This window comes from Streptomyces sp. B21-105 (genome assembly GCF_036898465.1).
Lineage (GTDB): Bacteria > Actinomycetota > Actinomycetes > Streptomycetales > Streptomycetaceae > Streptomyces.
The window spans coordinates 1,713,583-1,740,380 of the sequence record NZ_JARUMJ010000001.1 but is presented as its reverse complement, the minus strand read 5'-3'; the positions used below and the strand labels follow the sequence as shown (position 1 = coordinate 1,740,380).

The window sequence follows — 26,798 nt, the reverse complement described above, 5'->3', positions numbered from 1 at the left end:
TGTGAGATGGATGTGGTGTCTGTCCCGCGGCGTGAAACGTCGTTCATGGCCGCCCCCCGTTGTGATAAGTCGGTCGGAACCAGTGTTGCCCCACGGAGGTCGTTCCGCAGGGATTTCGCGGCACCGCTTCTCACAGGTTCAGGACGCGTCACCCGCGCGGGCGGTTCATCCCCGTCACACCGTCCCTTCGGGTGGTTCCCGGTGGCCGGATGGGGCTAGTCCGGCCAGAGGCGCGCACTCCCCGTACCCCGTCGTCGGGGCCGCGGGGACGGGGTACGGGGGTGTGCGGGTACGGGGCCCGGTGCGGGGCCGGTGCGGTGGCCGGAAGGGGGTCAGGCGGGGGAGCCGAGCAGTGGGGGTGGCGCGGGCGTGACCCGGAGGGTGAGCACGGGGAGCAGTTCGGCGACCCGGTGCGGGCGGTGGGCGGCGATCCCGGGCGGCGCCGGGGCCAGCGGAACCAGCAGGTCGGCCGGATCGGGATGACCTGTGGTGCCGTCCGAAGCGCTGTCGCCGTGCAGCCACAGCGTGAGCATGTAGAGCCCCGGTACCGAGAGCAGCCGCGCCTGGCAGGGCTGGGCGACCGACTCGGCCTGGCGCAGGGCCCGCTCCGTGGAGGCGATGTAGGGGCCTTCGAAGAAGTGCGAGAACGCCCAGCCGTCCGGCGTGAGCCGGGTCTCCGCTGCGGCGACGGCCCGGTCGCCGCAGCGGATCAGGAAGCGCCAGCCGGCCAGCCGGGTCGCGGCCGCGCCTTCGGGGGTGATCGCGTCCAGGACGTGCAGAGGCAGGGGGAGGTCGGGGACGGCATCCTGCTGGGCGGTGCGCAGGGACGGTGTACGGGCCTCGTGGACGGCGGTGGGGGACCCGAGGGCCGTGAGGACGGAGCGCAGGGCGGGGGCGGGAGCCGGGGGGACATGCAAAGGCATGGTGGGTCGCCTCTCCATTCGACAGGCACGGTGGCGCGAGGGCGTGGGCGGACGGCGCTGTCAGCTAGCTCTCGAGGTCAAAGAGGCAGGGGCCGGGTCTGGGGGAAGAGTGCGGGGGTGCGCGAGCGGCCTGCCGTCTCCTCGACGACAGGCTCCTTCGACCGTGGGCGCCAACCTTCTCTGCCTTGTTCGCGGAGTTTATAGGACACGTGTTCAGACTGTGTTTCGTCTAGTCGATTCCGGGACACTCGGCAAGGGTTCAATCGGTCGGCGATACGTGTGAAAAATCCCGATTCCGAGCCGGTCGGACCCCGATGACCTCGGGTTGTGGCGTGATGGACGGACGGCCCATTCTCGTCGGCGATTTTCACGAGTTCCGGATTTCACCGATAGGGGGGTCCAGGCGGCATGCCCGGTGAATGTGCCACCGGTCACTTCCCGTCACTTCCGGTGACTTCGGGTCGGCCTGGCGGGTCGCTGTTCCGGGCGGGGACGTTATCGATCGGCAGGGCTGGGCATCATTGCACCTGACCCTGGATCACCGGCGGCCGCGCCGTCGGCCCGCCATGCGAGGAAAGGACGCGTCGATGGGGGAGAAGGTCGTGGCAGGCGCGTTCGACCTGTCCGATCGTCAGGACTACCGGGACAAGCTCCGGAAGTGTCTGACGGGGCTCGAGCGACTCCTGGCCCAGAAGCGCTTCGATCGGCCCAAGAACTTCATGGGTCTTGAGATCGAACTGAATCTCGCGGGTGCCGACGGTCTGCCGAAAATGTTGAATGGCGAGGTGCTCGAGCGGATCGCGAGCCGGGATTTCCAAACAGAACTCGCCATGTTCAACCTGGAAGTCAACATAGCTCCACACCGATTGGGCGGCCGGGTATTCGATCGACTCGCGGAGGAAATTCGTACGTCACTGGCATATGCCCACCGAAAGGCCGGCGAGGTCGACGCAGGAATCGTGATGATCGGTATTCTGCCGACTCTCGACCGTGACGACCTGGTCTCCTCGAACCTGTCGGAGGTCGATCGTTACACCCTCCTCAACGACCAGATCGTGGCCGCACGCGGCGAGGACTTCGCCCTGGAGATCGAGGGGGTGGAGCGGCTGTCGTGCACGTCCAAGTCCATCGTGCCGGAGGCGGCCTGCACCTCCGTGCAGCTCCATCTGCAGGTGACGCCCGGCCGTTTCCCTGCCGTGTGGAACGCCGCGCAGTCCGTCGCCGCCGCGCAGATCGCCGTCGGCGCCAACTCGCCCTTCCTGTTCGGCCACGAGCTGTGGCGGGAGTCGCGGCCCCCGCTCTTCCAGCAGGCCACCGACACCCGGCCGCCGGAACTCCAGGCGCAGGGGGTACGGCCGCGGACGTGGTTCGGGGAGAAGTGGATCAGCTCGGCGCAGGAGCTGTTCGAGGAGAACGTGCGCTTCTTCCCGCCACTGCTGCCCATCTGCGACGACGAGGATCCACTCGAGGTTCTCGAGGCGGGCGGGGTGCCCTCGCTCGCCGAACTCGTCCTGCACAACGGCACGATCTACCGCTGGAACCGGCCCGTCTACGGCATCGCCGACGGCGTCCCGCACCTGCGGGTGGAGAATCGCGTCCTGCCCGCCGGGCCGACCGTGACCGACGTGATCGCCAACGCGGCCTTCTACTACGGCGTCGTCCGGGCCCTGGCGGAGGAGTCCCGGCCGGTGTGGTCCCGGCTGCCGTTCGAGACGGCCGAGGCGAACTTCGACGCGGCGTGCCGGCACGGGATCGAGGCCCGGCTGCAGTGGCCGCGGCGCGGGCGGCTGGGGGGCCTGGTCGAGGTGGACGCGGTGAGCCTCGTACGGGACGAGCTGCTGCCGCTGGCCGAGGCGGGGCTGGACGCCTGGGGGTGGAGCCCGCCGACCGCGATCTGTACCTGGGGGTCATCGAGGAACGGTGCCGGCGACGGACCAACGGGGCGTCCTGGCAGGTGGCGACCTTCCACCGGGCGGTGGAGGCCGGGTTGCCGCGCGACACCGCGCTGGCGGCGACCACACGGCGGTACGCGGAGCTGATGCACACGGACGAGCCTGTGCATACCTGGCCCGTGGGGCTGCCTGAGCTCGCGCCGAGCGGTTGAGAACGCTGTCGGCGGACTGCGTGAGTGCGTGAAGTGGGGTGAGTGCGTCGGCGGTATCGAGCGTGCGGTCGGGCGGGTGCTGTAGTGGGTGACGGCGAGGGCGTGACGCTGCTCGGCCCAGGGCGGTCGTGACGGCCGTCGTGCGGCGGGGAGCGCGGGGACGGGGGTCGCTGCCGCCTGCCTCGTACGGATCGGGCAAGCTGTGACCTCCACGGGGGATGCGGGGGTCACGCATCCGGAGGCAGGTGTGCAGGTGGAGGCAGGGTTCGTTGGCTGATTCATTTCCGCAGGAACCGCTCTCGCGACGGATTTTCCGTGACGAGACGCTGCTCGTTCTGGGGGTGTCGCTCGGTGCGAGCGGTGTGTCCGCCCTGATCAGTTTTGTCGGCTCGGCCACCAAGCCGGGGGGTCTGAAGGATCAGGCGGCGACCCTCAACGCCTCCGCCGCGCCCGGCCGCCCGTGGCTCGATCTCGCCTGGCAGCTGTTCGGGATCGCCACGGCGCTGGTCCCGGTGGCCCTCGTCGCGCACTTCCTGCTGCGCGAGGGCCAGGGACTGCGCACGCTGGGCTTCGACCGCACCCGGCCCTGGCCGGACCTCGGGCGTGGGGCGGCCGTCGCGGCCGTGATCGGCAGCACCGGCATCGCCTTCTACCTGGCGGCCCGCGGACTCGGCTTCAACCTGACGGTGGTGCCGGAGGCGCTGCCCGACGTGTGGTGGAAGTACCCGGTGCTGGTGATGTCCGCGCTGCAGAACGCGATCCTCGAAGAGGTCATCGTCGTCGGGTATCTGCTGCGCAGGCTCGGCCAGTTGGGGTGGACGCCGGGCACCGCGCTGGTGGCCAGCTCGGTGCTGCGCGGCTCGTACCACCTCTACCAGGGCATCGGCGGCTTCATCGGCAACATGGTGATGGGCGTGGTGTTCGTCTACCTCTACCGGCGCTGGGGCCGGGTGGGTCCCCTGGTCGTGGCGCACTCGCTGCTCGACATCGGAGCGTTCGTGGGATACGCGCTGCTGGCGGGGAAGGTGGGGTGGCTGCCCACGGCGTGAGCCGCCACAGGTGTGCCTTCGGTCGGCCCTCGACCCTTGGCCCGACCCTCGGCCCTCGGCCCAGGGCTCCGGCGAGGATGCGGTCAGGCGAGCAGCTCGCCCTCGATGACGGTGACCGCGCGGCCGTTCAACAGGGTGCGGTCGCCCCTCAGTTCGGTGCGCACGCGGCCGGAGCGCGGGGAGGCCTGGAGGCCGGTCAGCGCGGTGCGGCCGAGACGACCGGACCAGTACGGGGCGAGAGCGGTGTGGGCACTGCCCGTCACCGGGTCCTCGTCGATGCCGACGTTCGGGAAGAAGCAGCGGGAGACGAAGTCGTAGCCCCGGCCGGGGTCCTCGGCGAGGGCGGTGGCGATGACGCCGCGCCTGGAATATGCGGCGAGAGCCCTGTGGTCCGGCCGCAGGGCGCGCACGCTCTTCTCGTCGGCCAGTTCGATCAGCAGGTCGCCGATGTGCGGGCCGGTGTCGAGGCAGGCGAGCGGTTCGGCGCCCAGGGCCCCGGCCACGCCGGCCGGGATGTCGACCGTGGTCAGCGGGGCGGTCGGGAAGTCCAGGGTGATCGAGCCGTCCTCGGCGGGCGTGGCCACGAGGACGCCGCTGCGGGTGGCGAACCGCACCGGGCCGGTGTGCACGCCCGTTGTGTACAGGACATGGGCAGTGGCCAGGGTGGCGTGACCGCACATGTCGACTTCGGTGACGGGTGTGAACCAGCGCAGGGCCCAGTCCGCGTGGCCGCCCTCGGGGAGGGGATGGGCGAACGCCGTCTCGGCGTGGTTGATCTCCAGGGCCACGTTCTGGAGCCGGTGGTCCTCGGGGAAGGCGTCGAGGAGGAGGACCCCGGCCGGATTGCCGGCGAAGGGGCGGTCGGTGAAGGCGTCGACGATTCGCATGCGCATGCCGGTGACCTTAGAGGGCGGGCGCCGCCGTCGGCCAAGGCCAATCCGCGGGTCCTGGACCGGTTTCGGCGCGGCGGCTGACGGGTCCGGGTCCGGGAGCCGACTTCGCCGAGCGGGCCCTGGTGTGGGTCCCGTGTGCTCATGTGCATGTCCCACTCCGCTCATGGAATCCCGCCTCCGGTGTGGCTGGTGCGCCCGGCTCCGGCTCCGGTGCGGTCGGTGCGGGGCCAGGCGCCCGGGCGGTCCGTTGTCGGTCCGTTGTCGGTCCGTTGTCTTCGCAGGTCAGCCGCAGGGTCGTCGCCGGTGTTCGCTCCGCGTTCGCACCGGCCCGCGGGCACGCGGAGGGCCTCGCGAAGCGGCTGTGGGGGAACCCTGGGATGCTGGGAGAAGCGTGACGCATGACCTGACGACCGGGGCGGTGAGCGCCATGGCCGGGCTCGAGGAGAGCGACGCGAAACCGACGGGCCCGTACGTGGCGGCGGGACCGTACGCAGATCCCCAGGGAGATCCGTTCCTGCGCACACGGTTCGTCGTCCCGGCCCGCCCGGTGACGTTCCTGCGGCGCGAGCGGCTGGTCGCACACCTCGACGGGGCTCTGGAGACGCCGCTGACCATGGTCAACGGAGCGGCGGGCGCCGGGAAGACGCTGCTGGTCGCCGACTGGGCCGCGGCACGCGAGCACCCCGTCGCCTGGCTCACCACCGACGCGGCGGGACAGGGTCCGGGCATGCTGTGGGCGTATCTGCTCGAGGCCCTGCGGGTCGTCGGCACCGACCTGCCCGCCGAGATCGGCTGTCCCGCGGACGCGCGCCGGGTGCCCGCCGCGCTGCTGGCCCGGCTGGCCGCCGAGCTGAGTTCCCGCGACCGGCCGGTGATCGTCGTGCTCGACGAGTACGACCGGGTGGTCGACCCCGCGATCTCCGAGCAGCTGGAGTTCGTCCTGCACCACGCGGGCGCAGGCCTGCGCCTGATCCTCGTCACCCGCACGGAGCCGCTGCTGCCGCTGCACCGCTACCGGGCGGCCGGCGAGTTGACGGAGATCCGCGGCGCGGAACTGGCCTTCACCGGCGAGGAGGCGGCCGAACTGCTGGACCTGCACGGACTGCGGCTGCCCGCGCACGCGGCTCAGGGTCTGGTGACCCGCACCCGGGGCTGGGCCGCCGGTCTGCGGCTGTGCGCCCTCGCCGCGCGCGAGAGCCCGGATCCGGAGTCGTACCTGAAGCAGTTCCAGGCCGACCGCACGGCGGTCGCCGACTTCCTGCTGGCGGAAGTGCTCCGGCGGCAGCCTTCCGAGACACAGGACCTGTTGCTGCGGGTCAGCGTCCTCGACCGGTTCCGTCCCGGGCTGGTGAACGCGCTCACCGGGCGCACCGACGCCGAGCCCATCCTGGCCGGGCTCCATCGCGAGAACGCGTTCGTCGAGCACCTCGAGCGGGACTGGTACCGCCTCCATCCGCTGTTCGCGGAGATCCTCCGTGCCCATCTGCGGATGCGCTCGCCCGGTCTCGAGCCCGAACTGCACCGGCGGGCCGCGCACTGGCTGCGCGGCTCGGGAGCCCTCGCGGCGACCCTGAGCCACGGGGCCGCCGCGGGCGACTGGGAGTTCACCGCGGGCGCGCTGGTCGACGACCTCGCGATCGGCTGGCTCTTCACCGGTCTGCGCGTCGACGCGCTCGCCGAGCTGTTCTCCCAAATGGGGCCGGAGGCGGCGAGCCCCGCCGCCCACCTCGTCCGGGCGGCACGAGAGCTGTCCCGGCACGAGCTCGACCGCGGCCAGGCGCATCTGCGTCACGCGGAGCAGACGCTGACCGAGGCAGGGCGCGGTCCGCTGGAACGCGCCCGCGCCGGGGACGATCCGGCGGGCGAGCAGTCCGCACTGGTGGCTGAGCGGTTGAGCTGCGCGTTGCTCGAGGCGCTGGCGGCCCGGCTGACCGGTGCGCCGGACCGGGCGGAGCTGGCCGCCGCAGCGGCCGACACGCTCCGGCACGAGATCCCCGCCCGGCTGCTGGAGAGGCATCCCGAGCTCACCGCGCTGCTGCTGGCCCACCTGGGTTCCGCGCGGCTGTGGGCCGGGCGGTTCGAGGAGGCGGGCGCCGCCCTGTCGAGCGTGGCCGGTTCCGCCGCCGGGGCCGTGACGGCACTCGCACGCGAGGACGCGCTGGGGAGGCTGGCCCTCATCGACTACCTCGACGGCTGGCCCGGCAGAGCGGAACGCAGGGCGCGGGCCGCCGCGGCCGAAACGGAGCGGTACGGCCTGCCCAGGTCGTCCGGTTCCGGCATGGCGCGGCTGGTCCTGGCCGCCGTGGCCGTCGACCGCGACGACCTGGGCCGGGCCCGGACGCTGCTCGCCGAGACCGCCGAGGTGCCCTCCGCGTGGTGCGACCCGGTGATGGAGGCGGTCCGGGCCATCGCCGCCGCCCGGCTGCACCTGGCCCGTGGTGACACCCGGGCTGCGCTCGCCGCGGCGGAGCCGGCCGTGGTGGCCGCGGTGCCCTCGCCCTGGGCGGAGGGACAGACGGCGCTCGTCGCGTCCGCCGCGCATCTCGCCGAGGGCCGTCCCGAGACGGCCGTCGAGGTGCTCCTGACGGTCCCCGACGCGCAGCCGGCGTGCGAGGTCGCCGCCGCGCGCGCCCAGCTGGCCGCCGGACGGCCGGACGCTGCGATCGACCTCCTCGACGGCGTGCGCCAACAGGGACGCGCCGGGCCCGCGGTGATCGTCCGGGCCCTGCTGGTACGGGCGCAGGCGGCGAGTGAGGCGGGGGACGGTCCCGCCGCGCACGCACTCGTCGGCGAGGCCCTGCGTGAGGCCCGCCGCGACGGCCTGCGCAGGCCGTTCGCCGAGGCCGGACCGTGGATCCGCCGCTTCCTCGCCCCGGCGTCGCTGCGGGGGACGGCAGGGGACTGGCTCACGCCGTGCGCGGCGCCGTCCGACGACCGGCCGCCGCCGGTGGTGGAGGAACTGAGCGGACGGGAACGGGACGTGCTGCGCAGGCTGGCACTGACGATGTCGACGGAGGAGATCGCCGCCGACCTCTACGTGTCCGTGAACACGGTCAAGACGCATCTCAAGAGCGCCTACCGGAAGCTGTCGGTCAACCGCCGCAACGAGGCGGTGCGCCGGGCCCGCGAGCTGGACCTGCTCTGACGGGGCGACCGGCCGGCCCCGACCGCGGCGAGGCCGCCCGCCGACTGTGGCGGGAGACGCCTGGAGCGCGTCTGGATGGCACCGGGACGGCGCCTGGACGGTGCCGTTTTTTCGACCCTTGGCTCGCCTGTCTGGCCCACGGCTCGCCCATGGCGGGTGAAGCGCCGGCAGGACCGTCACGCTTCGATGGACCTGGGACCCTGCCCCGTATCGAAACCTGCCCCGTATCGAAACCTGCCCCGCATTGAAACCGTCCTGCGGGTCCGAGCGACCTGGAAACTCGTCGGAGTCGTCCCATCGCCGAGGGAGGCCCGCATGACCGCGACCGGACACCGGGAGGCGGCCCGGGCACGCGCCGCGGAGCGCCGGGCCACCGCCGACTACACCGGGGGCGTCTACGGATCCATGCTGGCTGCTTCGGTCGTCGTCGGTGCGGGCGCGTGGGGATCGTTCCCGCGTTTGGAGCTTGTGCTGCTGCTGTTGCTGACGGGGCTCGTGTTCTGGGTCGGGCATGTGCACGCCCAGCTGTTCGGGGCACGGCTGGCGGAGCGGAGCCTGGACCGCCGGGTCGTGCTGCAGGTCTGCCGCGACGAGTGGCCGATCGTCAAGGCCGCGATACCGCCGGCCGTCGCCGTGGCGGTCAGTCCGGTGCTCGGCCTGGACCTGTCGGGCACGCTGTGGCTCGCGCTGTCGGTCGCCGTCGCCGGGCAGGTGGGCTGGTCGGCGGCCGCGGCACGTCGGGCCGGCGGCTCCTGGCGTCTGGTGTCCGTCGGCGCCTCCGTGAACCTCGTGCTCGGCCTGGTGATCATCGCCTTCAAGTTGTTCCTGACGCACTGACGCACTGACGCACTGACGCACTGACGCACTGACGCACTGGCGAACGAGCGAGTGGACGAGTGGACCAGGGGCGAGTGGACCTGCCGGCGAGTGGGCGAGTGGGCGAGTGGACGTTCCGGGGGTCCCGATGACGCGGGCGGGACGCCGACTCACCTGCACCGGGTGAGGCCCGGGGCTTCACCGGGGCGGACCATCGCGGTACAGGGCGCGGTCCGCCTGTCCCAGGCCGGGGAGCGAGTTCATGCGCTACGAGATCCGTGTGGAAGGACAGATGTCGGACACGCTGACCAGGGCGTTTCCGGAGCTGGAGCATGTCGTCATGTCCGGCCAGACGGTTCTGTTCGGGCGGGTGATCGACGAAGCGCACCTGTACGGGCTGCTGGCCCGCTGCCAGTCGCTGGGGCTGCGGGTCATGGAGATGCGCCAACTGCCCGAGTGAGGTGCCGGGGCGTGTCGCCCCGGCCGGGCGCGAGGAGGAAGTCATGAGCGTGCCGCACGGTTCCGTACCGCAGTCCGGCCGCGACCGCCCGGGCGAGGGTCCCGACCCGCTGTCCGACGGCCGCGACCGTCCGGGCGACGACGACCGGGCGGCCCGGGGGCCCGCGGGCGGCGACCCCGCCGACGTTCTGGGCGTGCTCGGGCGTTCCTGGACGTGGATCCTCGGGTCGGCGATCGCGGCGTTCGTGCCGGGGATCCTGATCCTGGTCTGGCCGGACGAGACCCTGCACGTCCTCGCCGTGCTCATCGGCCTGTACCTGCTGGTGACCGGCGTGTTCCGGTTCGTCACCGCGTTCGGCGGGGGCGACCACGGCGAACGGGTGACCGGGCTCCTCCTGGCCATGCTCTACGTGGTGGCCGGGGTGCTGTGTCTGCGGCACCCGCTGCAGACCATCGCGGCGCTCTCGCTGATCGTCGGCGTCCTGTGGTTGGTGTCGGGCATCCTCACCCTCTACACCGCCCTCGCCGCCAAGGACCTGCCGCACCGGGGCGTCGTCATCGGCGCGGCGGTGTTCGCCGTCGTCGCCGGGATCGTGGTGCTCGCGCTGCCCACCGAGTCGGCCCGCGCGCTGACCAGGCTGCTCGGCCTGTGGCTCGTTCTGCTCGGACTGGTCGAGGCGGGCGTCGCCTTCGCCTGGCGGGCGGCCCTGCGCGGGGCCCGCACGGCGACGGCTCCGCAGGCCCCGGCCGGCCGTCCCTGAGCGATCGGCGCGGCCCGGGGGCCGGCCATGGCGCCCGGCCATTCCTCACCCGCCCCGGGTGAGGACGATCCACTCCCGGGCGCGCAGTCTGAGAACGGCACGCAACGGCCTGCCGGGTGGCGGGCGCAAGCCCGGGACGGAGGAGACAGATGAGTGGCGACACCTACCTCGCGTACGACTATCCGCTGCTGAGCGCCTTCTGGACCATGATGGTGTTCTTCCTGTGGATCATGTGGTTCGTGCTGCTGTTCCGGGTCGTGATGGACATCTTCCGCGACGACGACCTCAGTGGCTGGGCCAAGGCCGGCTGGCTGGTGTTCTGCGTCGTCCTGCCCTTCCTGGGCGTGTTCGTGTACGTGGTCGCCCGCGGCAAGAACATGGGACGCAGGGAGATCAAGCAGGCGCAGGAGCAGCAGCAGGCCTTCGACAGCTACATCCGCGAGACCGCGAAGGGCGCGGACCGTCCCTCCAGCAGCGTCGACGAACTCGCCCGCCTCTCGGAGATCCGCGCCCGGGGCGACATCACCGACGAGGAGTTCGACAAGGCCAAGCAACTCGTTCTGAGCGGCACCCGCCGCTGAGCCGGCGTACTCCGCCGAACCAACACGAATCGAGGCACCGGGATGACTCACTCCACCCACACGCCGTCGGCCGAGCGGCACACCGCCAAGCAGCAGTGGGCAGAGGGCCTGATGGTCTTCGCCGCCGTGTCGCTCATGCTCGCCGGACTGCTCGACATCTTCCGCGGCATCATGGGGATCGCGGAGGACGACATCTTCGTATCGACCCGCGACTACGTGTTCGCGTTCGACCTCACCGGCTGGGGCTGGACCCACCTCGCACTGGGCGCGGTCGCGGTGATCGTCAGTCTGGGACTGTTCACGGGAGCGATGTGGGCGCGCGTTCTGGGCGTGGCCATCGCCGCCCTGATCGTCATCGCCAACTTCCTGTCCCTGCCGTACTACCCGGTCTGGTCCGTCGTGATGATCGCGTTCTCCGCGTTCGTCATCTGGGCTCTGTGCGTGGCGAAGCCGGACAGGTCGCTGAGGTGACGGCGACGGCGATGGCGATGGCGATGGCGATGGCGACGGAGCATCGCTCGGCACTTCCAGGAAGGCGGTAGACGATGTGCCGTTGGCTCGCCTACTCGGGCACGCCCGTGCTGCTGGAAACGATCCTCTACCGGCCGGCGCACTCGCTCATCGATCAGAGTCTGCACTCCAAGATGGGCGTGGAGACGACGAACGGCGACGGCTTCGGCGTCGGCTGGTACGGGCTCGAGGCGGACGACGGGAACCCGGCGGTCGTCCGGGAGATCGGCCCCGCCTGGAGCAACCGCAACCTGCGGGAGATCGCCGGCCACGTCCGCTCGCCGCTGTTCTTCGCCCACATCCGGGCCTCTACGGGTACGGCGGTGCAGCAGACCAACTCGCACCCGTTCCGGAACGGACGCTGGATGTGGATGCACAACGGGGCGATCGCCGAGTTCCACCGGGTCCGCCGGGACCTGGCCCTCGCCGTCGACCCGCGGCTCTTCCTCGACATCGAGGGGTCGACGGACTCGGAGCTGATGTTCTACCTGGCGCTCACCCTGGGCCTGGAGGAGGATCCGCCGGGCGCCGTGGCCCGGATGGCGGGCCTGGTCGAACGGGTCGGCCACGCGCACGGCGTGGAGTATCCGCTGCAGATGACGGTCGCCTTGACCGACGGCGAACGGCTGTGGGCCTTCCGGTACTCCAGCCAGGGAGAGTCCAGGTCGCTCTTCTACAGCACCCGGGTGGAGACGCTCCGGTCGCTCCACCCCGACATGGCGTTCCTGCGCGAGGTCTCCGACGAGACCCGGCTGATCGTCTCGGAACCGCTGGGTGATCTGCCCGGCGCCTGGAACAAGGTCCCCGAGAGCACCTACGGAGTGGTGCAGCCCGGTGCGGACGAGATCGTCCCCTTCACCCCACTGGCGGCTTGACGCGTGACGTCCCCCGCGCGCGACCGGGCCCGGCCCCGGCGGCGCACGGGGGACGCGCGCTCAACCGGGGACGCGCGCTCAGTGGACGGAGAAGCCGCCGTCGACGAAGATCGACTGCCCGGTGACGTAGCCGGAGGCGCGGCTCGCGAGGAAGACCGCCGCTCCCGCGAAGTCCTCGGCCAGTCCGTTGCGTCCGACCATCGTGCGCGCGGCCAGGGCCGCCACCCGGTCCGGGTCGGACGACAGCCGCGCGTTGAGCGGGGTCATGACGAAGCCGGGCACCAGTGTGTTGCAGGTGACGCCGTACGGCGACCAGGCCTCCGCCTGCGACCGGGCCAGTGACTCCAGCGCTCCCTTCGACACCCCGTACGCGCCGCTCTGGACGAACGCGCGGTGCGCCTGCTGCGAGGTGATGTGGATGATCCGTCCGAAGCCCCGCTCCGCCATGCCGGGCCCGAACCACCGGCCCAGGAGGTAGGGCGCCTCGAGGTTCACCGCCATCGTGGTGTCCCAGACGTGCTCGTCCAGCTCGTCCATCGGCGGCCGCAGGTTGATTCCGGCGCTGTTGACGAGGATGTCGGGCTCGCCGAACGCCCGCGTCGCCTGCTCCGCCGCCGTGCGCACCCCGTCGCGGGTGCTGAGATCGCCGCTCACCCAGGCCGCCCGGCAGCCGTCCGCCGCCAGTTCGTCGACCGTCGCGGCCAGCTCCGCCTCCTTGCGCGCCACGATCACCACGCGCGCCCCCGCACGCGCCAGAGCCACCGCTATGCCCCGCCCGATTCCCGAGCTGCCGCCGGTCACCACCGCCACCCGGCCGTCCAGCGAGAACAGCTCGGCCAGGTAGTCGTCCGAGGTTCCGGGAGCGGAGGAGGAGACGGGCGAGGCGCCGTCCGGGGCACCGGGTGCGGCGGTGGGTGAGTCGGTGGGTGCGGCGGCCGGTGTGGTGATGGGCGTGGTGGCGGGTGGGGTGCTGTCCGAACGGCTCGCGGATGTCATGTCCGCAGCCTAAGGGGCTGCCGCGTCGCACCTCCGGCGCTCGCGACGCCCCAGCCGTCCGCACAGTCACAGGACAGACTGCAGTTGTCTATCTCATGTGATCTCAGTCGCTCCGGTCGCCCGAGTGCGACGTCGATAGAGTTTTCGCCGCGCCTCAGCTGCTACTGGCGCCTCTCGTGAATTCCCAGGTCAGCAGCTTGCTTCGGCTGGCAGGATCGGGACCATGTCGATTGGTTCGTTGGTGGTTCGAGCCCGTGGGCTCTGGGAGCACCTGGCCCAGGTGCCGGTGTCGTTCGCCCAGCCGGGCGGTGTGAACGTGGTGGTCTCCCCGCGGTCCGGTCTGTGCCCGGTCGGCTGGGTCGGAGTGGTCGTTCTGGGCGGATCAGCGATCGTGACCGCGCCGAGTGACAGTGCCGCCCGGATCGTCCGTGACGCACTGGAGAGACTGCCGGTGGCGGCCATTTTGGATAGCGCCTTGGCCGGGGAGGCTCTTCCGGTCGCTCGGGTGCTTGGGCCGGCCGCGCTGTCATATGTGGCAGCAGCGGGATTCCGACCGGCGGAGACTGGTGCGTTGGCAGTGGAGCAACTGCCAGCCGCTGTGTGCTGTACGGATCCCTTTCACCAGCGTTCTCGCAGGTCAGTACCGTTCGGTGAGTCCGCGGAAGTTCGCCGGCGTACGCCGTTGACGGGTCCGGTTGCCGTCAGTGTTGCCGACAGGCAGCAGTGGCGAGATCAGTGGTCGATCTGGACGACGCGGACGGTGCCGAGTGCGCTGGTGACGAGGAGGACGGCCATGACGTCGGGGAGGACGAGGATGCGCATGACATTGTCGTCCTCGCCGAAGGGGGTGGTGGAGGCGTAGGGGTCGTTGCAGGCATCGGCGAGGGCCAGGGCGAGCCGCTCGCGCACGTCATCGGAGAGTGAGGCTCCCCCGCTGTGCGGGAGGTGCTGACTAGCTGGTCAGGGCGGGTTGATGGGGGTTCAGGTTCACCTGTTCGGCCGTCGCCTGGTTGGCGTAGTGCTTCTCCTCGAACTCGATGGGGCTGCACGGTGTAGTCGATCACCCGGACGGTGATGCGCTGTCCGCGTGGCCCGTTGAGGCGGGAGAGACAGGTGCCGTCGTGAAGTACCTCGATGACGGGCAGGGCGAACGACGCGCTCGCGCGCCGCAACAGATCAGCGCCCCGGCCCGCGGCTGCGGTGAACAGGTCGTAGGAGGGGAAGCCCCGGTCGGTCGGCAGCAGCGTGCCCCGCTCGATCATCGGCAACAGGCGTGTGGCCAGGGTGCGTTCGCCGACCGCCAGGGAGTCGAAGATCGCTGCGATCACGGCCAGGGTGCTGCACTCGACCAGGGCCAGCAGCCGCACCTGTGGATAGGATCCCTGCCGGGCCTCGGTCACAGGCCGGGTGTACGCGGCGGAGTTCGCCGCACTGTCGGGGACGTTGAAGGTGGTGCCGTCCAGCGAGGTCAGACGCAGGTTCCGCCAGAACACCCCGATCGTGGCCGGCGTGCCCTGTGCTCCGCGCACCCGGTCGAACAGCACCCGAAGCGTCCCCGCCCCCAGCCGGGAGCGGGCCTTGGTCAGCGACCCTGTCGATGCCGGACGCCACTTCTCGCCCCGCTCGAGCGGCCAGTGCTGCACCAGCTCCCGCAGCACCCCGCCGTAACCGACCGAGGTGAACAGCCACATGGCGAGGGTGAAGTAGACCACCAGCCGCGCGGGCAACGACTTCACCGCGCGTTCCCGCGCACCGGCCTCCTCGATCGCGAAGTCCACCAGCTCCGGCGTGAACGCCCGCGTCAACGCGCCGATCCGTATCAGCTCCGGGAAGCCTTCCCCCACCACATGATCACGAGCCACGAGCCCCGGATCCTAAACGATCACCGGGCAAGGAAGCGACATTCTACCTTGCCTTACCGCAACGGCCGCACCGAAGGCGCGTCAACAACCGCACCAAAAGGATCATGAGACAGATGCATGGACGCGCCGGATTCGACCTCCTCTGCCACCGCATCCTCCTGCCCCGACGACTACCCGGCGTCACCACCGACTATGGGACAGAGCCGTTCGTTTGACAGACCCACACCACCACCCGAAGGGCGAATCAGGGCTAACCCGGGGCTTGCCGAGGAAGCCCTTGTCGTCGGGCCCGCCGTCGCCCGCCGTAGGACACGGCAGCTGTAGTTCTTGATCACGGTTGGTCGTGACGGTGGTGTCGTTGCTGGTGGCAGGCGGTCGCGACGGCTTGGTGACGGCACCGCCAGGCGGTCCAGTGCAGGACGTGCTCGCGGACGGGTGGCGGCGGCACGAGGGCTCGCAGGAGCCGGATGAGCTCGGGGCAGCTCAGCGGGACGAGCGCGGGCTCGTCCTCGGCGGCGTCGTGGACGGCGGTGGCCGTGAGGGCAAGGACGGCGGCGGCGATCAGGGAGAACAGTGATTCCTAATGCCGATTGTCAAGCGGCCAGGGCAGTGGGAGGCACGGCCTCGTAGGGCCGTCCGTCGCGTAGGAGGGCCCAGAGGACGTTAACGCGTCGGCGGGCCAGGGCCAGGACTGCCTGGATGTGGCGCTTTCCTTCGGCGCGCTTGCGTTCGTAAAACCGGCGGGAGTCCTCGCAGTGACGGATGCTGAACAACGCGGAGATGTAGAAGACGCGTTGGAGCCGGCGGTTGTAGCGGCGTGGGCGGCGGAGGTTGCCGCTGATCTTGCCGGAGTCGCGCGGAACGGGTGCAACGCCGCCGAAGCCGGCGAGGCGGTCTGCGGTGCCGAAGAGGCTCATGTCGCCGCCGGTCGCGGCCAGGAACTCGGCACCGAGGATCACGCCCAGGCCGGGCATGCTGGTGATCACTTCGAAGTCCTGATGCTCGCGAAACCGGGCCTCGATCGCCTTGTCCATCTCGGTGATCTGCTGGTTGAGGGCCATCACCTCTGCCGCCAGGGTGTGCACGAGCTGGGCGGTCAGTTTCTCCCCTGGCAGGCTGGCGTGCTGGCGCCCGGCCGCTTCGACGGCTGTCTCGGCGAGCCGGTCAGCGCGCAGGACCCTGCGATTGCGCAGCCAGGTCTCCAGCCGTTTGACCCCGATCCGGCGAATGGCGGCCGGGGCCTGGTAGCCGGTCAGCAGCACGAGCGGACCGGTGTTGGTCAGGTCGAGGGCCCGCTCCAGACCAGGGAAGATGTCGGTGAGGTGGGCTCGGAGCCGGTTGACGGTGCGGGTGCGGTCGGCGACCAGATCCATGCGACGGCCGGTGAGGATCTTGAGGTCGGTGACGGTCTCGTCGCCGGTGCGTAAGGGGTGCAGGTCCCGTCGGATGCGGACCTGGTCGGCGATGACCGCGGCGTCCTTGGCATCGGTCTTGCCTTCGCCTCGGTAGCTCTCGGAGGCGCGGTGGATGGCCCGGCCCGAGATGTAGTGCACCGGCTGGCCGTGGTTGAACAGGATCGTGATGGCCAGGGCGGCGCCGCCGTCGGCCAGGTCGATGCCCCAGGTCACCTCGTCGCTCAGGTCCAGGACATCTGCGATGAGCTCGAGGAGTTCGGGTTCGTCGTTGGCGACGCGACGGGACAGCAACCGGTGGCCGCTCTCGTCGATCGCGACGCAGTGGTGATGGGTCTTGCCTGCGTCGATGCCGGCCCAGATCATGGCCATGTGATGCCTCCGTGAGGGGTGGTGCTGGTGCCTCCCGACGGACGACCTCGCTGTCGATTCCCTACTCAGCGATCATTCGCAATTCCTAATTGGCAGCCGAGTCGTCGTGGGGCACCGGGCGGCCAATCACTGAAAGCCACCAGCGGCAGAGCGTTTTGAACCACACCCGGCACCCCTGGGTGGGTGAACCATACGAGGGGCTCACCGCGTCCCGCAGAACAACGTAGGGAGCGTTTTCAGCGTTGACGCTCCAGGGTGAGGACGGCGGCGGCGATGACCGTCATGCGGTTGGGGCTGCACCGGGCTTTGCGGAAGACGCGCCAGGACTTCAGTCTCGCGACGCTTCGTTCGACCGGTGCTCGTGCCGCTGACAGGGCCCGGTTGATCGTCCGCTGGGTCGCGGTGAGGTCCTGGTGCGGAAGACGTCTGATCGGCGTGGTCACCCATGAGCCGGCCCCGATGTAGGCGCGGTCGGCGAGGACCGGTACGCCCTGGCGTTCGCAGATCCGGATGATGCGGTGGGTGCGGGCCGCGGTCAGGTCGTGGGTGCGGCCGGGCAGCGCGGGCGAGATCCACAGCAGCTTGCCCGCAGGGTCGGCAACGACCTGCACGTTCACGCCGTGGCGGCGATGCTTCTGGGAGAAGTCGGCCCGGCTGTCACCGACCCGGTCGCACTCGGCGAGTGTTCCGTCGAGCAGGACGTGATCGGGATCCGTTTCCCGCAGAACCCGCAGCAGCCCGGGCGCCCGGTGGGACAGATGGCCGACGACGGCGGTGACGTAGGCGTGGGCAGTGCCGACGGATATGCCGAAACCGGCGGCGATCTGCTCGAGCGTGTCGTGCCGGCGAAGGTAGACCAGGCCGACGAGAGCACGCTGGTGAGGCGGGAGCTTGCAGCGACGGTCACCCTCACGGGTGACGATGAGCATGGTTACCCACTCGACCAGGGCGTGCGGGAGGTCGAGTGCGGCAGGATAGGGAACCAACGAGGCTCCTGCGCTGATGAGTTGAGACGTCGAACACCTCTCTCAACGGCACAGGGGCCTCGTGCGTTGCGGGAGGCCGCCTCGTCACCCGACCGGTGGCCGCTCTGAAAACGCTCAGTGACCAGCGCATCCAGGAGTTCCAGCAGGTCACCTGGCCCCGGTCGAGTCCGGTGAAGCCCTTGGCGAGTTGGAAGGTCTCCTCGATCCGCCACCTGCGACAGATCACTTCCACCAGCGTGCCGAGCGAGACGTCGCCGGGTGCCCAGCAGCGGAAGTAGGACACCTCGCCGGTGTAGCGGTGCCGCCGCGCCACCAGCACACTCGTCCCGGCCTCCTTCTCGTTCCGGTTCCCGTTCTCGTCGGGAGCGTCGTCGGGGCGGACGTCGAGCCAGGCCCAGTCGTACTCGCGGGTGCCCTTGGTGCCGTGTCCGGTCTGCCGGCGCATCCGCTGCCCGGGCCGCACCTTGTTGATCAGTCTGCGGGCCTCCCACCGGCGTCCGGTCCCGTCGGTGACCTGGTAGGTGGCGGCGATGCCAACGGTGTAGCCGAGCCCCAGCGCCCGTACGCCCCGGCGTAGTTCGCGCCCGCAGTACACCTCGTCGCCCGCGAACCAGCGGGCCTCGATCCCGGCCGCGAGCGCATCGGCGACCATGGCCAACGCCTGCTGCGGCTTCGTCGCGAACCCGGTCTCCTCCGGCACCCCGGCGACCTCGCGGCGTTCCTCGTCCGTGGCCCAGTCCGCCGGGATATACAGGGCCCGATCGATGATCACCTTCGTCGTCGCGGTGACCGCCGCCAGATGCACCGCCACCTGGCACAGTCCCACACCGCCGATCGCACCGGAGTACTGCTGGCTGGCGCCCACACAGTCCGTGGACGACTTCCCATCCCCCGTCTCGTCCGCCACCAGCACCACGCTCTGCCCGGCGAGTTCATCGATCACGAGGCAGGCGATCTCCTGCCGGGCCCGCTCATGGTCGAACCGGGCGCGCGAGAGCAGGTGCTGCAGCCGGTGCGGGCCCGGATGTCCCAGAACCCGCGCGAGCGTCCAGCAGTTCCGCGTGTCCACCTCCAGCAGCAGCCCCGCGACGAACTCCGCCGCCGTCGCCCGGGCTTCACGTCGCGCGAAGCAGCCCGCGACCGCCCGCATCGCCCTCCCGAACGCCTCGCCCCACGCCTGCTCGGCTATCGTTGCTTCCACGGCCACCGCGTCTTGATACGTCGTCACAAACGTTCATGATCACGGTGGCCGTACCCATGCCCTCACCCGCCCCGGCAACACGCTGACCAGCGCAGACGCTGGAACTACAGCTGCCGTGTAGGAAGGCTGCCTCGGTCGGTGCCGAAGGGGATGACATGCCATGATGAAGTTGAGGCGTGGGGCTCGTGCCAACCTTAGCCGCATGATCGGATAGAGAGTAGGAGGGTATCGATGATGATTGACAATCGCATCGATCCAGTTGGGATCATTGCGCGAGTAGGTGATTTCACGAGTCAAGAGCAAGCGCTGAAGGACTGGGTGCGCCTAGCAAAGAAGGCCCAGTGGCAAGTAGAGCTCGTCGATGAATTTCCATTGGATGCCGAGGCGGGCGATTGTGGCGCTGTGGAAGTCGAAGGATTGCGGTATCTCATCCACCTCACACCGCACGTCCGCATGTTATTGGTTGACGACACTGACGGCAAGGTGACGAAACGCCCCGTCTTCTCGCATGCCGCGTGGGCCGAGCCAATCGTAGAGGAGGAGGGATTTGTGCCCTATTTTGGCAACTAACCGGTTAGCCTTCGCATATGGCATCCGCCGCGAATTGATAGGGTTCATGAGTCCTTAGTTAACCACCGTAACCGCCGACAAGGAAACGCCGACGGTTACGGTTTCTACTTCTGTGCGGTTTTCACAACTCCAGCACCTGTGGAACTCTTTCTGGATCCCCCCACGTCAACGCTCGACGCAATCCACTTCGCAGCGCGTCCACGTCGACCTCCGGAGCGATTCCGAGAATCAATTCTCGGCCTGGGAGGGAAAGCGTTTGGGCCGCGTCGAAGGAAAATTTAAGCACAAGGCAATTCTCCATCAACCTAACGGCTTCGAGTCCACCGTATTGCATCTCGCCAGTCTCATTGAGAATGCAATAGGTGTCCAATCCGTGCTTGCGTTGCTGACTGTCTGGTTCCTCTAGCCCGCTCTGGAGAGTGATGTTGCTTCCATCGCCGAACTCATTCTCTGCCAGCCCCACCAAAAATGCCGACTCGGGCCCCATTTCATGGATTCCTACGAACTTGACGATCCACTGAGGTCGACTCACTAGACTTACCTCCCTACGGTTTAAACGTATAGGTATCTCCATCGTGAATGTACACGAACGTGGCCCCTGTTTGCTGGGCAGCACTCCTCATGAACCCCTGACAGGTGTTGCAGGGAGGTTCGAGCCCCGTGATCCTTACGGTGTCGCCAGGGTTGGCTGGTGTGAGGTTCGCATACGGGTCCCCTTGGACAGGCACACTCGGTGTAGCTCCCGCCATCCGCGTAACCCGCGCCTCCGTATGACTCGCCGATGAATTGAGCGGGAAACCCAGTGCCCGCTCCTGAGGCGTCTGAGAACCGCTGCGAAGGGTGTACTGAGCGACCAGCTCGCCATCCGCGTTTCGTATCTCTACGAGCGCCCAGTGAGTCTTACTCGTGGTCGGGCCGACCATTGCTCCAGCGAACGAGCGATTCTTCCTTGAGTAGCTCGGTCTATGGGAAAATATCGCGGCCAGGGCACTGGGAGCCTGGTAGGCATCACTGTTGATGTCATACCCGTGACTCGCGACCCAATTGTCGTACTGAGCGCCGTAATCACAACCAGGGGCACCAGGCCCGCCACTTCCCCAGCAGTCACTGTCGAAGGTCCAACCGACTTGTTCCGCTGCATGCGGGACATTGCTGACCAGTCCATAGAAGGTCTCTCCGACAGTGGAGCAGACCCCAGAAAGGAAGCCCCAGGAGCCGCAACCCTCATTGGATTCTCGTGGCCCAGTGCTCAGGCCCTCATCGTCACTGGTGTGGCCTGAGCTATTTGTCTGCGCAGTGCCGTAGTAACTGGGATTCTTGTCGCGGTTCTCTCCAACCTGCTGCTTGTTCTTTTCGATTTGTGTTGGAGCTCCAACCGGGGCGGCGTCGGTCCAGCCGTCGTTGTCGCCCTCGAAGAGCCTGAGGCCGCTGGGGTCGCTGTAGGTGACAGGGTTGTTGTTGGCGTAGGCGTAGCCGTTGAGGGACTGGTGCTGGTCGAGGCTGAGGATCGGGTCGACGCTGATGAACTGGCCGACGCTCGGGTCGTATTCGCGGGCGCCGATGTGGGTCAGGCCGGTGGTGGTGTCCCGGGGCTTGCCGAGGAAGCCCTTGTCGTCAGGCCAGGGGCCGTAGGAGGGTGTGCCTCGGTCGGTGCCGAAGGGGGTGGTGTAGCGCTTGGTGAGCGCGTAGGTGCCGGCCGCCATGGCGATGTTGGAGGTGCCGTGGTGATCGGCGGCCAGGAAGGTGAGCTTGGTGCCGGTGACGCCTGCGGTTGCTGTGCGGACAGCGATGCTCTGGCCGACGGCGGTGTAGTAGCGGGTGCCGGTGAGGGTCTTGGTCGTACCGCTGACGGACAGGCGGATTTCCGTGGCTCCGAGGTAGAGGACGGTGTCGCCGTCGCCCTTGGCCCTGCGGATGAGGAGCTCGCCGTCGGCGCCGTAGAGGTAGTTGGTCTCCTTGCTGCTCTCGGTGAGCTTGGTGAGCGCGCCTTCGGCGTTCCAGGCCAGCGTCTGCTGGGATGTCGGGCCGGGGCGTGAGGTGGTGTTGCCGGCTTTGTCGTAGGTGTAGGTGCCTGCTCGGGCGCCGGTCGTTTTGTCGAGTGTGTGGGGCTTGGTGTCTGCCGGGTCGTCGTAGGTGTAGGTGGCCGTGGAGTCGCCTGCGGAGGTGTGCTGGGTTTCCGTCTTACGCTGGCCGCCCTGGGTGTAGGTGTAGGACGTCCAGTAGGGGGCCGCGCCGTCGATGTTGGTCATCGTGCGGCCGGTCGCCGCGCAGTCGGCGGTTTTCGGTGTCCAGGCTTCGGTCATGCGGCGGTGGCCGTCGTAGGCGAAGCACTGGTTGTCGGCCTTGGCTGTGCCGCCGAGGGTGGTGGTGTCGAAGATGGAGGTGACGTTGCCGGCGTCGTCCTGGTTGAAGTGCAGGTCCTGCAGCGGGTAGCTGTGGGCGTCGGTGTTGACGTAGGACTGCGTCAGGCGGCGGGTGCCGTCCTCGTAGACGTAGTTGAGGTAGGCCTTCTTGGCGGAGTCGGTGCTGTCGGTGCCGATGATGAGCTGGGTGGGGGCGCCGAGGGGGTCGTAGGTGGCGCCGAGTTGGTATCCGCTGGTGCCGGTGGCTCCCGTCTGGAGGCCGACGCCGGCGTAGTTGTACTTGTAGGAGACGACTTCGGTGGGGAGTCCTGCGACTGCGGGGCTGCCCACTTGCTTGATGCTGCCGTCGACGGAGTAGAGGGCTGTCGTGGTCAGGGTCTTGGGTACGCCTGCTGCCACGAGCGAGTCGGTGTCAGGCAGGATGAGGCTGCTGTCGGTGACCTGATAGAGGCTGTCGCGCTTGTTGACCTTCTGCGTGTAGGCCTTGCCGGTCGTGCCGGATCCGCCGTCGTAGCGGATGGCCGTGTCCTGCTCGCCCTTGAGGAGGGTGTCGTACTGCCAGGCGGCGAGCTGGTGGTCCTGGTCCTTGCTGCCGTCCCATAGGCCTGTCTTGCGGCCGAGGGAGTCGTAGGCGGTGAGCAGGGTCTTGTTGCGGCCGGCGTCGGTGGTGCTGACTGGCTGGTCGAGTCCGTTGTAGCCGGTGGTCGAGGTGCCCTTGTCGGGGTCGGTCGAGGACGTCAGGCGGCCGAACAGGTCGTAGCGGTAGGACCACGCGGTCTTGTCCGGCCCGGTGATCGTCTCCTGCTGTCCTGCGGGCGTAAAGGTGTAAGTGGTGGTGGTGTAGTCACTGCCGGTGGGCTGCGGTCCGCCGTACTCGCGGCTTTCGGTGACCTGACCGAGGGCGTTGGTGACCACGGCGGTGGCCTGGCCGCCATCGGGTGCGGTCGTGGTGACGGTGTCGCCGAAGTAGGCGGTGTCGATGGTCCAGCGGATGACGTTGCGGGTCTTGGTGATCGCCTGCACCGCGCGTCCGGCACCGTCGTAGACGGTGTCGGTCTGGATCGGCGGCTGTCCGCCATCGATCTCCACCGGGGTGCCCGACGGCTGCAGGCCGTTTGCCCAGATGTCCGACTGGGACGAGACCGCAAGGCCGCGCGAGTCATACAGGGTCTGCCCGATGATCGACCCTCCCCCCGGGGACGGGGTCTGCGTCTGCCGCGGCCGCAGCATCGAGTCGTAGAGCGTGTAGGAGGTGTTGTAGCCGGAGCTGTCGCCCTTGAGTTGGGCCGTGGACACCCAGGGCATGGCCGAGCTGGTGATGCTGTAGGTGTAGACGTAGTTCGGGGACCGGTTGAGGATTCTCAGCTGGTTGGGCAGCCACACCTTGGTGACGCGGCCCAGGGCGTCGTATTCCGTCTCGCTGATCTTGCCGTTCGGGTCCGTGACCTTGGTCGGCGAGCCGGTCGCGAAGTCGACGAGTGTCGTGGTCCCGTGCTGCAGGGCGTTGTTGACCACCGTCGACTTCAGCGGACCCGACGCCGGGGGATCGTAGCTCGTCGTCGTGGTGACGAGGCCGTTGGTGTCCGCGACACTCAAGGCCCGTCCGAGCGTGTCGTAGGTGAAGGCGGCGGTCTTCTGCCACTGGGGCCGGTCGTCGCTGGTGTAGCCCTGGGCACGGCCCGTCCAGCGGACTTCGCCCGCCGTCGGCTGCTGCGTAGCACTCCACTCGGCTGCGGCGTCGTAGCTGATCGCGGTGTCGGAAATGATCTGCCCGGGCCTGCCGGCATCCGCAGGAAGATCCAGTTCTGCGTCCGTGATCGTGCAGGGGTCGGCGACCGGGTCGGTGTTGGCGTTCGCCACCACACGTGTCCGCGAGACCAGACTGTTGATGCCGGTCGCGGTGTTGCGCGCGTACCAGGTACGCGTGCAGGTCTCATCACCCAGTCGGCTGTCGTCACCGCGGTCGGAGACCGTGACGGGCATGCCGTAGGTGTCGTCGAACCTGGTGTTCACCGTCCGGCTGCGCCAAGAGGGCGTGGCACCTGAGGTGATGTAGGTGTGGGTGGTGGTGGCGCCGGTCCGCAGGTAGTACGCCTCTGTGTCGGCGTAGGACTTGTGCTGGGTGGCGGTGCGCTTGGACCACGGCGTGTTCACGGTGCTGTTGATCGCGGTGGCGCTGTTGTAGACGACGCTCTCGCGGGTGAAGCCGGCGAACTGGTCCTGATCGGTGAGTGCGGCTGCCTTGAATCCGGTGACGGATACGCTCTTGCGGGCGGTCGGGTCGAGTTGGCCGTCGGCGCCCAGGACGCGGTCGCCGTTCATGCCGCGCAGGTAGTAGGTGACGATCTTGGACTGGGTGCTGCCGGCCTTACCCGTGATGTGGGTGACCTGGTCGTATCCGCGCCAGGAAGACCAGGTGCGTTCCTTCTCCTTGGTGAACGGGTCGTCGCTGTAGTGCCAGGCGCCACCGTTGGAGCCATAGGAGTAGGTGTGCTCGACCGCTTCCAGGCCGCCCTTGGGCGCAGTGGCGGACACTGCCTGGACCGGGTACTTGTGGAACCAGTCGAGGATCGGGGTCTTCCCGCCGTTGGGAGCCCAGTGGACGGGGTAGCAGCGGCGGGTGTTCTTGTCGACCGCCGGCATCGTCCGGCCCGCGACGCAGTCTTCCGGCAGGTAGCTGACGATGGTCTGCGCGCCGCTTTCGGAAGTGATGGTCTTCAGGCGGGGCTTGTAGAACGGCAGGATGTCGTCGGCCGGCCCGTCGACCCGATTGGCCAGAAACTCGTGCGTGAGGACGACCGGGTCAAGCGTGATCGGTGTGCCGTGTCGGCCGGTGTGGCGGATGTCCTGCAGCCACAGCGACTGGTCCGCCGAGTCACCGGTGTCACCGGGGTCCAGATAGGTCTGCTTCAACTTCCACTCATCGACCGCCTCAAACGCGGGAGTGGCTGCGGCGGCGTTCCAGGCGTGGGTGGTGATGGTGGTCAGCCGCTTGCGGGTGAAGAAGGACGGGCCGACATTGCCCGTGCAATTGTCGCCGTCCTTGCAGATCGCGTCGAACGGAACGTCCGGCCATTCATTCTTGCTGGTCTCGGTCAGCTCGCTGCAGGCGGATCCCAGCTCGCGGATGCACCGCTCTTCGTAGCCGAAGACGACCTTGTCGGATGCGGCGGGAGCGGTCGCGGTGGTCGTGAACAGAGCGCCCCTGCGCTGCCCGTAGCGGACTTCCTTCAGATAGCCGCCGCGGATGTAGGGCGTGCCGGTGGTGTCGTCGCCGAGCTGGTCGTAATTGTTGGACTCGGCCTGGTACCAGTACGACATGGCGTTGCCGTGAGTGTCCTCGACGTAGTCGAGGTTCCAGCGCCATGCCTGCTTCTTCGCCCGTTCTGCGAAGGTGTCACCGGCCATGAAGCCGGGCTCGCCGGCGTCGTCGCCGAACACGGGGACGGTCCATACCGAGTTGGTGCGGTCGGTGGTGCCGGCGCCGTCCAGTTTGTTCAGGCCGAAGACGTACTTGGTGCCGTTGCCGGTGGTGACGGTCCAGTACTCGCCCTTGTCGAGCGTGTCGCCGTCGTCGCCGTTGTCGGCGCCGACGGAGTGTGTGACGGTGGAGGCGTCGTCGTTCTTCAGCCGCCACCGACCGGTGGTGTCGTCCTTGACGAGCTCACTGGCCTTGCCGTTGAGCACCAGGGAGGCGTTGTCGTACTTCCAGCACAGGTCGTGCTTCTCGGTCTGGCCGTCGTCGTCGCAAGTACCGTATTTGCGCTCGATGAAGGACGATGTGAGGTCGAAGCCCTCGCCGATCGTCGTGCCCTGGTTGTTGGTGGAGGCGGTGCGCCCGTCAACGCTGGACGAGTCGTAGGAGATTGCCAAGCTGGGGCTCAGGCCTGCCGCCGCGGGCGGCGTCTTGATCGGGTACGACCAGGTGAAGGAGCCCGACGAGCCGCCGGCCTCCCACGACGAGGACGCGGACAAGGGGGTCGCCTTGTAGTCACCGCGTGCGGAGGCTTCGCCCGCGGCCAGGGCCACCAGCATCGTCGGGCCAGAGCTGGAGGCTGTCGTGGCGCGGCTCTGACGGGCCGCAGGTATGGGCTGGAAGGTGAGTTGTGCCGTGAGCTGATGATCAGCGCGGTGGTTGGCGTACTCGAGCCGGGCGGATGCGCGGCACTTGGCTGCCTGCGGAGTACTCAGGGCACAGTCCGGTAGGCGCGAGGCCTTAAGACGGCCCGCCCAGTCGCCTCCGTAGGCGGAGGCGAAGCGGCCGTAGTCGATGCCGAGGGTGGCCGCCCCGCCGGTTGCGGGGCCGGTCACCTTCACGACCAGACCCTTCACGCCCAGCTTCTTGGTTTGAGCACGGTCCAGTACCTCGACTGTGACCGAGCCCGACACCGGATCGGCTTTCCTGCTCTTCGAAGTTCCGACCGAGGGGGCGAGGGTGATGGGGAGAGTACCGGCCGTGGCCTTGGCCGTGCCGGAGGCGGGCAGGGCCACGGTGGTCTTGCCCGCTGTGGGCCACACCGGCTTCTCCGCCTGGTCGGCGCTGGCGCGCGAGATGGCCGCGCTGGTCTGGGCCGCCGCCTTCTTCATCTCGGCCGCGGTCTTCTTGTTCACCCGCATGGTCAGCGGGGAGACCTTGTTCGCCTGATAGGCGGGCGGCTCAGGCTGCCCCAGCGGGGCGTCCGCTGCTCCTGCCGCAGCGATGGGCGTCAGGAGTCCCGGCATCAGCACGAAGCCGGCCACGACGGCAATCCGCCGCGTCCAAGCCCGTCTTCTTGAAGCGCTGCTGCCACGGGGCAGCAGCAGTCTGTATCGATTCATCCTTTTCCGCTCGTCGGGCGCCACTCACCAGCAGCAGCGCCGAGCGGCGTGCCGTAGGCAGGGGTGGCGCGTCGTCATAGATCGGTCCAGCAGAACGTGGCA

18 protein-coding genes and 2 pseudogenes are annotated in these 26,798 nt (G+C 69.0%); 10 read left to right on the top strand and 10 right to left on the bottom strand.

Features of this window, described 5'->3' with window-relative positions; all coding sequences use genetic code 11:
• Positions 1-332: 332 nt before the first annotated feature.
• The gene (locus QA802_RS07580) at positions 333-923 is read right to left on the bottom strand and encodes a hypothetical protein (RefSeq protein WP_334519083.1); all 591 of its coding nucleotides are present in this window, start codon (positions 921-923) and stop codon (positions 333-335) included.
• 587 nt (positions 924-1,510) lie between these two features.
• Between QA802_RS07580 and QA802_RS07575 the strand changes: the two are divergent.
• Positions 1,511-3,027 (top strand): annotated as a pseudogene (locus QA802_RS07575) (glutamate-cysteine ligase family protein).
• Between the two features lie 218 nt (positions 3,028-3,245).
• The gene (locus QA802_RS07570) at positions 3,246-4,076 is read left to right on the top strand and encodes a CPBP family intramembrane glutamic endopeptidase (protein WP_334519080.1); all 831 of its coding nucleotides are present in this window, start codon (positions 3,246-3,248) and stop codon (positions 4,074-4,076) included.
• 83 nt (positions 4,077-4,159) lie between these two features.
• On the opposite strand, the gene QA802_RS07565 is transcribed toward QA802_RS07570, so the two are convergent.
• A complete protein-coding gene (locus QA802_RS07565; protein ID WP_334519077.1) occupies positions 4,160-4,969 on the bottom strand; it encodes a PhzF family phenazine biosynthesis protein in 810 nt (269 codons plus the stop codon).
• Positions 4,970-5,396: 427 nt separating this feature from the next.
• Here QA802_RS07565 and QA802_RS07560 point away from each other — a divergent pair, with 427 nt between their 5' ends.
• From QA802_RS07560 to QA802_RS07530, 7 genes are all read left to right on the top strand, one after another.
• Positions 5,397-8,114 carry a winged helix-turn-helix domain-containing protein gene (locus QA802_RS07560; RefSeq protein ID WP_334534392.1) on the top strand — a complete coding sequence of 906 codons (2,718 nt, stop codon included), beginning with the start codon at positions 5,397-5,399 and terminating at the stop codon, positions 8,112-8,114.
• 315 nt (positions 8,115-8,429) lie between these two features.
• Positions 8,430-8,951, top strand: a complete 522-nt coding sequence (locus tag QA802_RS07555) for a hypothetical protein (protein WP_334519074.1) — start codon at positions 8,430-8,432, stop codon at positions 8,949-8,951.
• 241 nt (positions 8,952-9,192) lie between these two features.
• The gene (locus tag QA802_RS07550) at positions 9,193-9,390 is read left to right on the top strand and encodes a DUF8691 family protein (protein WP_057580603.1); all 198 of its coding nucleotides are present in this window, start codon (positions 9,193-9,195) and stop codon (positions 9,388-9,390) included.
• A gap of 43 nt (positions 9,391-9,433) precedes the next feature.
• Positions 9,434-10,150, top strand: coding sequence for an HdeD family acid-resistance protein (locus tag QA802_RS07545; protein ID WP_334519072.1), 717 nt, complete (start codon positions 9,434-9,436; stop codon positions 10,148-10,150).
• 149 nt (positions 10,151-10,299) lie between these two features.
• A complete protein-coding gene (locus QA802_RS07540; protein ID WP_334519069.1) occupies positions 10,300-10,731 on the top strand; it encodes an SHOCT domain-containing protein in 432 nt (143 codons plus the stop codon).
• Positions 10,732-10,773: 42 nt separating this feature from the next.
• A complete protein-coding gene (locus tag QA802_RS07535) occupies positions 10,774-11,202 on the top strand; it encodes a DUF7144 family membrane protein (protein WP_334519066.1) in 429 nt (142 codons plus the stop codon).
• Between the two features lie 74 nt (positions 11,203-11,276).
• The gene (locus QA802_RS07530; RefSeq protein ID WP_334519063.1) at positions 11,277-12,116 is read left to right on the top strand and encodes a class II glutamine amidotransferase; all 840 of its coding nucleotides are present in this window, start codon (positions 11,277-11,279) and stop codon (positions 12,114-12,116) included.
• 78 nt (positions 12,117-12,194) lie between these two features.
• Here the strand turns inward: QA802_RS07530 and QA802_RS07525 are convergent, their stop codons facing one another.
• From QA802_RS07525 to QA802_RS07500, 6 genes and pseudogenes are all read right to left on the bottom strand, one after another.
• Entirely contained in the window at positions 12,195-13,112 is a 918-nt protein-coding gene (locus QA802_RS07525) for an SDR family NAD(P)-dependent oxidoreductase (protein WP_334519060.1), read from the bottom strand.
• A 701-nt stretch (positions 13,113-13,813) separates the two neighbouring features.
• A complete protein-coding gene (locus tag QA802_RS07520; RefSeq protein WP_319171417.1) occupies positions 13,814-14,974 on the bottom strand; it encodes a transposase domain-containing protein in 1,161 nt (386 codons plus the stop codon).
• A gap of 331 nt (positions 14,975-15,305) precedes the next feature.
• Positions 15,306-15,551 (bottom strand): annotated as a pseudogene (locus tag QA802_RS41485) (IS701 family transposase); the annotation flags it as partial.
• Between the two features lie 16 nt (positions 15,552-15,567).
• Positions 15,568-16,758 (bottom strand): IS110 family RNA-guided transposase, encoded by a 1,191-nt coding sequence (locus QA802_RS07510; RefSeq protein ID WP_334519052.1) that lies wholly within the window; start codon positions 16,756-16,758, stop codon positions 15,568-15,570.
• 236 nt (positions 16,759-16,994) lie between these two features.
• Positions 16,995-17,744: a transposase family protein gene (locus QA802_RS07505; protein WP_334519049.1), complete on the bottom strand. Its 750-nt coding sequence runs from the start codon at positions 17,742-17,744 to the stop codon at positions 16,995-16,997.
• Complete coding sequence (locus tag QA802_RS07500; protein WP_334519046.1) at positions 17,668-18,972, bottom strand: IS701 family transposase; 1,305 nt, start codon at positions 18,970-18,972, stop codon at positions 17,668-17,670. The genes QA802_RS07505 and QA802_RS07500 overlap by 77 nt, the downstream gene beginning before the upstream one ends.
• A gap of 204 nt (positions 18,973-19,176) precedes the next feature.
• On the opposite strand from QA802_RS07500, the gene QA802_RS07495 reads away from it, so the two are divergent.
• Positions 19,177-19,515, top strand: a complete 339-nt coding sequence (locus QA802_RS07495; protein ID WP_319171415.1) for a type II toxin-antitoxin system HigB family toxin — start codon at positions 19,177-19,179, stop codon at positions 19,513-19,515.
• Between the two features lie 121 nt (positions 19,516-19,636).
• Here QA802_RS07495 and QA802_RS07490 read toward each other — a convergent pair whose 3' ends face one another.
• Complete coding sequence (locus QA802_RS07490; protein ID WP_334519043.1) at positions 19,637-20,047, bottom strand: Imm10 family immunity protein; 411 nt, start codon at positions 20,045-20,047, stop codon at positions 19,637-19,639.
• Between the two features lie 13 nt (positions 20,048-20,060).
• Entirely contained in the window at positions 20,061-26,696 is a 6,636-nt protein-coding gene (locus QA802_RS07485) for an RHS repeat-associated core domain-containing protein (protein WP_334519040.1), read from the bottom strand.
• Positions 26,697-26,798: the final 102 nt, after the last annotated feature.

Excerpts from the sequence above, each read along its gene's own strand:
- QA802_RS07580 (WP_334519083.1), bottom strand. The coding sequence starts at position 923 with ATGCCTTTGCATGTCCCCCCGGCTCCCGCCCCCGCCCTGCGCTCCGTC.
- QA802_RS07570 (WP_334519080.1), top strand. The coding sequence starts at position 3,246 with ATGCGGGGGTCACGCATCCGGAGGCAGGTGTGCAGGTGGAGGCAGGGT.
- QA802_RS07565 (WP_334519077.1), bottom strand. The coding sequence starts at position 4,969 with ATGCGCATGCGAATCGTCGACGCCTTCACCGACCGCCCCTTCGCCGGC.
- QA802_RS07560 (WP_334534392.1), top strand. The coding sequence starts at position 5,397 with ATGGCCGGGCTCGAGGAGAGCGACGCGAAACCGACGGGCCCGTACGTG.
- QA802_RS07555 (WP_334519074.1), top strand. The coding sequence starts at position 8,430 with ATGACCGCGACCGGACACCGGGAGGCGGCCCGGGCACGCGCCGCGGAG.
- QA802_RS07550 (WP_057580603.1), top strand. The coding sequence starts at position 9,193 with ATGCGCTACGAGATCCGTGTGGAAGGACAGATGTCGGACACGCTGACC.
- QA802_RS07545 (WP_334519072.1), top strand. The coding sequence starts at position 9,434 with ATGAGCGTGCCGCACGGTTCCGTACCGCAGTCCGGCCGCGACCGCCCG.
- QA802_RS07540 (WP_334519069.1), top strand. The coding sequence starts at position 10,300 with ATGAGTGGCGACACCTACCTCGCGTACGACTATCCGCTGCTGAGCGCC.
- QA802_RS07535 (WP_334519066.1), top strand. The coding sequence starts at position 10,774 with ATGACTCACTCCACCCACACGCCGTCGGCCGAGCGGCACACCGCCAAG.
- QA802_RS07530 (WP_334519063.1), top strand. The coding sequence starts at position 11,277 with ATGTGCCGTTGGCTCGCCTACTCGGGCACGCCCGTGCTGCTGGAAACG.
- QA802_RS07525 (WP_334519060.1), bottom strand. The coding sequence starts at position 13,112 with ATGACATCCGCGAGCCGTTCGGACAGCACCCCACCCGCCACCACGCCC.
- QA802_RS07510 (WP_334519052.1), bottom strand. The coding sequence starts at position 16,758 with ATGGCCATGATCTGGGCCGGCATCGACGCAGGCAAGACCCATCACCAC.
- QA802_RS07495 (WP_319171415.1), top strand. The coding sequence starts at position 19,177 with ATGATGATTGACAATCGCATCGATCCAGTTGGGATCATTGCGCGAGTA.
- QA802_RS07485 (WP_334519040.1), bottom strand. The coding sequence starts at position 26,696 with ATGAATCGATACAGACTGCTGCTGCCCCGTGGCAGCAGCGCTTCAAGA.